Source organism: Streptomyces sp. SID11385, from assembly GCF_010548245.1.
Classification (GTDB): Bacteria; Actinomycetota; Actinomycetes; order Streptomycetales; family Streptomycetaceae; genus Streptomyces.
This window is the reverse complement of record NZ_JAAGLR010000641.1, coordinates 1-7,544: the sequence shown is the minus strand read 5'-3', so window position 1 is coordinate 7,544 and position 7,544 is coordinate 1. Positions and strand designations below refer to the sequence as shown.

The window sequence follows — 7,544 nt, the reverse complement described above, 5'->3', positions numbered from 1 at the left end:
CCCCCGCGAGGCCCTCGCGATGGACCCCCAGCAGCGGCTGCTCCTGGAGACCTCCTGGGAAGCCCTCGAACGCGCCGGGATCGACCCCACCAGCCTGCGCGGCAGCCGCACCGGCGTCTACGCGGGCCTGATGTACCACGACTACGGGCCGTACCTCTTCGAACCCGTGGAGGGCGCCGACGGGCACCGCCTGACCGGCGGGGCGGGCAGCGTGCTCTCCGGACGGGTGTCCTACGCCTTCGGCCTTGAGGGCCCGGCGGTGACGGTGGACACCGCCTGCTCCTCCTCCCTCGTAACGCTGCACCTCGCGGTGCGGGCGCTGCGGGGCGGGGAGTGCACGCTCGCGCTGGCGGGCGGCGCGACGGTCATGTCGTCGCCGGGCACGTTCGTCGAGTTCAGCCGGCAGAAGGGGCTCTCTCCCGACGGCCGGTGCAAGTCCTTCTCCGCGCAGGCCGACGGCACGGGCTGGTCGGAGGGTGTGGGCGTCCTGGTCCTCGAGCGGCTCTCCGACGCGCTGCGCAACGGTCACACCGTCCTCGCCACGATCCGCGGCAGCGCCGTCAACCAGGACGGGGCCAGCAACGGGCTCACGGCCCCGAACGGCCCCTCGCAGCAGCGTGTCATCCAGGCGGCGCTGACGGACGCCCGGCTCGGGGCGGACGGTGTCGACGCGGTCGAGGCGCACGGCACCGGCACGCGGCTCGGGGACCCCATCGAGGCCCAGGCACTGCTCAACACCTACGGGCAGTCCCGGGAGGGCGGCCGGCCCCTGTGGCTCGGCTCCCTGAAGTCCAACATCGGGCACACCCAGGCCGCCGCGGGGGTCGGGGGTGTCATCAAGATGGTCGAGGCCATCCGCCGCGGGAAACTGCCCCGCACCCTGCACGCGGAGGAGCCCAGCCCGTTCGTGGACTGGGACAGCGGCGCCGTGCGCCTGCTCACCTCGGCGCAGCCGTGGCCGGAGACCGCACGTCCCCGGCGCGCCGCCGTCTCCTCCTTCGGCATCAGCGGCACCAACGCCCACGTCATCATCGAGCAGGCACCCGTGCCCGAGGACGAGGACGAGGCGGCCTCCCCGGAGGCGAACCCGCCCGCGGGTCCGGTGCCCGTGCCTCTCTCGGCACGTACGCCCGCCGCGCTGGGGGCGCTCGCCCGGCGGCTCGCCGACCGCGTCGACGGGGAGCCCGTCGGCGGGCTCTCCGGCCTGGCGCTCTCCCTCGCCACGCGGCGGGCCGAACTGGAGTCACGGGCCGTCGTGCTGGCGGACGGGGTCGAGGGCCTGCGCACGGCACTGACGTCGCTGGCGTCGGCGGCGGAGGACGGGAGCGTTCCGGGTGTGGTGCGGGGTACACCCGTCACGGGTCCGACGGCGTTCCTGTTCTCGGGTCAGGGCAGTCAGCGCCCCGGCATGGGCCGCGAACTCTACGAGATCTACCCCGCCTTCGCCGCAGCCCTGGACGAGGTCTGCGCCCACCTCGACCCCCACCTCGACCGCCCCCTGCGCGACCTCATGTTCGCCGCCGAGGACAGCCCCGAAGCCGCACTCCTCCAGCAGACCCAGTACACCCAGACCTCCCTCTTCGCCCTCCAAGTCGCCCTCCACCGCCTCCTCGAACACCTCGGCATCCGCCCCAAATACCTCGCCGGACACTCCATCGGCGAACTCGCCGCCGCCCACGCCGCCGGCATCCTCACCCTCCCCGACGCCTGCACCCTCGTCGCCGCACGCGGCCGCCTCATGCAACAACTCCCCCCAGGCGGCACCATGCTCGCCGTCCGCGCCACCGAACACGACCTCACCCCCCACCTCACCCACCACAACGACATCTCCATCGCCGCCCTCAACAGCCCCACCGCCACCGTCCTCTCCGGCACCACCACCACCCTCAACACCCTCAACACCACCCTCACCCAACTCGGCCACACCACCCGCTTCCTCCGCGTCAGCCACGCCTTCCACTCCCCCCTCATGAACCCCATCCTGGAAGAATTCCGGCACACCGCGGAACAACTCACCTACCACCACCCCCACACCCCCCTCATCACCCACCACCACGACCACACCGCCACCCCCGAAGAACTCACCACCCCCGACTACTGGGTCCAGCACATCCGCAACACCGTCCACTTCCACCACACCATCACCACCCTCGCCGACCGAGGCACCACCACCTACCTCGAAATCGGACCCGACACCACCCTCACCGCCCTCGCCCGCGAAACCCTCACCGACACCACCACCAACAACACCACCACCCCCCAACTCCACCCCACCCTCCGCAAAAACCACCCCGAAACCACCACCCTCACCCAAACCCTCGCCCACCTCTGGACCAACGGCACCCCCCTCAACTGGCACCACCTCCTCCACCACCCCACCCCCCACCACCACAACCTCCCCACCTACCCCTTCCAACACCGGCGCTACTGGCAGCCGAACGCCGCCCGGCGGAGGAACGCTCCCGCCCTCGGGCTCGGCGCCGTCGAGCATCCCTTCCTCGGGGCGGCTCTCACGCGCGCGGACAGCGGGGAGACGGTGTTCACCGGCAGGCTGTCCCTCAACACGCAGCCGTGGCTGGCCGATCACGAGGTGCTCGGTCAAGTGCTGCTGCCCGGGACGGCGTTCGTCGAGATGTCCTTGCGCGCGGGCGAGTCGACGGGGTGCGAGGTCCTGGAGGAGCTGACGCTGGAGTCGCCGCTCGTCCTCACCGCCCAGGGCGCCGTACGGGTCCAGGTGATCGCCGGCGCGCCCGACGAGTCCGGGCGCCGGGCACTGGCCGTGTACGCGCAGCGGGACGGCGAGGACGAGGAGACGTGGGTGCGCCACGCGAGTGGCTGGCTGGCGCCGGAGGACGAGGTCCCCGGGCCGCGTATCGACCCGTGGCCCCCCGTCGAGGCCGAGTCCGTGGGACTGGCGAGCCGGTACGAGGACCTCGCGGAGCAGGGCTTCGGTTACGGCCCCGCGTTCCAGGGGCTGCGTGCGGTGTGGCGGCGCGGGAGCGAGGTGTTCGCCGAGGTGCGGCTGCCGGAGGACGGTGCGGAGGAGGCGCCGTCCTTCGGGCTCCATCCGGCGCTGCTCGACGCGGCTCTCCACGCGATCGAGCTGGGCGCGCTGCCGGGTTCGGCGGCGCCGCGGCTTCCGTTCGTGTGGAGCGGGGTGCGGCTCCACGCGACGGGAGCGGCCGCGGCCCGGGTACGGCTGACGCCCGTCGGGCCCGCGGCGGTGGCGATCGAGGTGGCGGACGCGACGGGAGCGCCGATCGCCTCCGTGGAGTCGCTCGCCGTCCGTGAGGTCTCCGCCGATCAGCTCCGCGCCCCGGGCGATGCCTCGCAGGACTCCCTGTTCCGCTCGGAGTGGGTGCCCGCGCCCGCGGGGTCCTCCGCGGGGTCGATCGTCCCGACGGTCGTACGGCTGGAGGGCGCCGAGGGGCCGGAGGCGGTGCACGACACCGTGCGCGCGGCCCTCGAACTGGCGCAGGAGTGGCTGGCGAAGGAGCGGCCGGAGCAGGAGCGACTCGTCGTGCTCACGCGCGGCGCGGTCGCGGTGGCGGACGAGGACGTCACCGATCTGGCGGCTGCCGCGGCCTGGGGGCTGCTGCGCTCGGCGCAGACGGAGAACCCGGACCGGATCGTCCTGGTGGACGTGGAGGATCTGTCAGACGAGGAGGCGGTACGGTCGGCGCTCGACACCGGAGACGGACAGCTCGCGGTGCGCGGGGGCCGGGCCTTCACGCCCCGGCTGACGCGCGTGGCCTCGGAAGGGTCCGCCTTCCCGGCGCTCGATCCGGAGGGAACGGTGCTCATCACGGGCGCCACCGGCGCCCTCGGCGCCCTCTTCGCCCGCTACCTCGTCACCCACCACCACGTCACCCACCTCCTCCTCGTCAGCCGACGCGGACCCGACGCACCCCACGCCACCACCCTCACCCAGCAACTCACCGACCTCGGCGCCACCGTCACCCTCACCGCCTGCGACATCGCCGACCCCACCGCCCTCCACCACCTCCTCGACACCATCCCCACCGACCACCCCCTCACCGGCATCATCCACGCCGCCGGCACCCTCGACGACGCCACCCTCACCACCCTCACCCCCCAACGACTCACCCCCGTCCTCCGCCCCAAAACCGACGCCGCCCACCACCTCCACCACGCCACCCAACACCTCGACCTCCCCCTCTTCGCCCTCTTCTCCTCCATTCAGGGGCTGCTCGGCGGGGCGGGGCAGGCCAACTACGCGGCGGCCAACGCGTATCTCGACGCGCTCGCCCGGCACCGGCGCGCACGAGGGCTGGCAGCGGTCTCGCTGGCGTGGGGCCCGTGGGCCGAGGGGGGCATGGCGGCGCGGCTCGGGGAGGCCGACCGGGGCCGCTTCGCGCGGCAGGGGATGCTGCCGATCTCGTCGGAGGAGGGCCTCCGGCTCTTCGACGCGGCGGTGTCGCTGCCGCTGGCGGGCGTGGTTCCGCTGCCGCTCGACCGGGCGGCACTGCGCTCGGGAGCGGCCGAGCCGCCCGCACTGCTGCGGGGGCTGGTGCCCGTGCGGCAGCGCAAGGCGGCGGCGTCCGGCGCCCGGGCCGAGGACGCGGGGCAGCCGGCCCTGGCGGACCGGCTCGCCGGGATGCCGGCGCAGGAGCGGGAGGAACACCTCGAAGAGCTGGTGTGCGCGGAGGTGGCCCGCACGCTCGGCTACGAGGGGAGCCGGACCGTGGACGCGCGGCGCGGTTTCAAGGAACTCGGCATCGAGTCCCTCACCGCCGTGGAGCTGCGCAACCGTCTCAACAAGGCCACCGGCCTGCGCCTGCCCGCCACCCTCGTCTTCGACCACCCCACCCCCACCGCCGTCGCGCGGCTGCTCCTCACCTCGTTCGCGGCCTCGTCGGACGCGGTCGCGGAGGAGCGGGCCTCCGCCGCGCCGCTCGGGGACACGGAGATCCGGCGGCTGCTGAGCGAGCTTCCGCTCGACCGGCTGCGGGGCTCCGGCCTGCTGGACCGGCTGGTGGATCTCGCCGGGCCCCGGTCCGCCACCGCCTCCGACGTCGCGGGTCTTCCCGGGCCGGACACCGCCCCCACCACCGAGACCGACATCGACGAGCTGGACATCGACGCTCTCATCCGCATGGCCGGCGAAAGCCACGAGTCCTGAGTCCTGGAGAAAGAAGAACATGAACAACACCTCGACCGAAGCAGTCGTGAAAGCGCTCCGGGACTCGTTGAAGGAGACCAACCGGCTGCGGCAGCAGAACCAGGAGCTGGTGGCCGCCGCGCACGAACCGGTGGCCATCGTGGGCATGAGTTGCCGCTACCCGGGCGGAGTGGCCTCGCCGGAGGATCTGTGGCAGCTGCTCGACCAGGGAACGGACGCCGTCTCGCAGTTCCCCACGGACCGCGGCTGGGACCTCGAACGGCTCCACGACACCGACCCGGACCGCCCCGGTACCTCGTACACGCGGGAAGGCGGGTTCCTGCACGACGCCGCGGAGTTCGACGCGGAGTTCTTCGGCATCAGCCCCCGCGAGGCCCTCGCGATGGACCCCCAGCAGCGGCTGCTCCTGGAGACCTCCTGGGAAGCCCTCGAACGCGCCGGGATCGACCCCACCAGCCTGCGCGGCAGCCGCACCGGCGTCTACGCGGGCCTGATGTACCACGACTACGGGCCGTACCTCTTCGAACCCGTGGAGGGCGCCGACGGGCACCGCCTGACCGGCGGGGCGGGCAGCGTGCTCTCCGGACGGGTGTCCTACGCCTTCGGCCTTGAGGGCCCGGCGGTGACGGTGGACACCGCCTGCTCCTCCTCCCTCGTAACGCTGCACCTCGCGGTGCGGGCGCTGCGGGGCGGGGAGTGCACGCTCGCGCTGGCGGGCGGCGCGACGGTCATGTCGTCGCCGGGCACGTTCGTCGAGTTCAGCCGGCAGAAGGGGCTCTCTCCCGACGGCCGGTGCAAGTCCTTCTCCGCGCAGGCCGACGGCACGGGCTGGTCGGAGGGTGTGGGCGTCCTGGTCCTCGAGCGGCTCTCCGACGCGCTGCGCAACGGTCACACCGTCCTCGCCACGATCCGCGGCAGCGCCGTCAACCAGGACGGGGCCAGCAACGGGCTCACGGCCCCGAACGGCCCCTCGCAGCAGCGTGTCATCCAGGCGGCGCTGACGGACGCCCGGCTCGGGGCGGACGGTGTCGACGCGGTCGAGGCGCACGGCACCGGCACGCGGCTCGGGGACCCCATCGAGGCCCAGGCACTGCTCAACACCTACGGGCAGTCCCGGGAGGGCGGCCGGCCCCTGTGGCTCGGCTCCCTGAAGTCCAACATCGGGCACACCCAGGCCGCCGCGGGGGTCGGGGGTGTCATCAAGATGGTCGAGGCCATCCGCCGCGGGAAACTGCCCCGCACCCTGCACGCGGAGGAGCCCAGCCCGTTCGTGGACTGGGACAGCGGCGCCGTGCGCCTGCTCACCTCGGCGCAGCCGTGGCCGGAGACCGCACGTCCCCGGCGCGCCGCCGTCTCCTCCTTCGGCATCAGCGGCACCAACGCCCACGTCATCATCGAGCAGGCACCCGTGCCCGAGGACGAGGACGAGGCGGCCTCCCCGGAGGCGAACCCGCCCGCGGGTCCGGTGCCCGTGCCTCTCTCGGCACGTACGCCCGCCGCGCTGGGGGCGCTCGCCCGGCGGCTCGCCGACCGCGTCGACGGGGAGCCCGTCGGCGGGCTCTCCGGCCTGGCGCTCTCCCTCGCCACGCGGCGGGCCGAACTGGAGTCACGGGCCGTCGTGCTGGCGGACGGGGTCGAGGGCCTGCGCACGGCACTGACGTCGCTGGCGTCGGCGGCGGAGGACGGGAGCGTTCCGGGTGTGGTGCGGGGTACACCCGTCACGGGTCCGACGGCGTTCCTGTTCTCGGGTCAGGGCAGTCAGCGCCCCGGCATGGGCCGCGAACTCTACGAGATCTACCCCGCCTTCGCCGCAGCCCTGGACGAGGTCTGCGCCCACCTCGACCCCCACCTCGACCGCCCCCTGCGCGACCTCATGTTCGCCGCCGAGGACAGCCCCGAAGCCGCACTCCTCCAGCAGACCCAGTACACCCAGACCTCCCTCTTCGCCCTCCAAGTCGCCCTCCACCGCCTCCTCGAACACCTCGGCATCCGCCCCAAATACCTCGCCGGACACTCCATCGGCGAACTCGCCGCCGCCCACGCCGCCGGCATCCTCACCCTCCCCGACGCCTGCACCCTCGTCGCCGCACGCGGCCGCCTCATGCAACAACTCCCCCCAGGCGGCACCATGCTCGCCGTCCGCGCCACCGAACACGACCTCACCCCCCACCTCACCCACCACAACGACATCTCCATCGCCGCCCTCAACAGCCCCACCGCCACCGTCCTCTCCGGCACCACCACCACCCTCAACACCCTCAACACCACCCTCACCCAACTCGGCCACACCACCCGCTTCCTCCGCGTCAGCCACGCCTTCCACTCCCCCCTCATGAACCCCATCCTGGAAGAATTCCGGCACACCGCGGAACAACTCACCTACCACCACCCCCACACCCCC

2 protein-coding genes are annotated in these 7,544 nt (G+C 73.2%); both read left to right on the top strand.

Annotation, left to right across the window (positions count from 1 at the left end; all coding sequences use genetic code 11):
- Positions 1-19: 19 nt before the first annotated feature.
- On the top strand, positions 20-5,143 hold the full coding sequence (locus G3I42_RS19490) for a type I polyketide synthase (RefSeq protein ID WP_203607032.1): 5,124 nt from the start codon (positions 20-22) through the stop codon (positions 5,141-5,143).
- A 19-nt stretch (positions 5,144-5,162) separates the two neighbouring features.
- Positions 5,163-7,544, top strand: a 2,382-nt coding sequence (locus tag G3I42_RS19485) for a type I polyketide synthase (protein ID WP_164287663.1), incomplete at its 3' end; no start/stop codon positions are given.

Excerpts from the sequence above, each read along its gene's own strand:
- G3I42_RS19490 (WP_203607032.1), top strand. The coding sequence starts at position 20 with ATGGACCCCCAGCAGCGGCTGCTCCTGGAGACCTCCTGGGAAGCCCTC.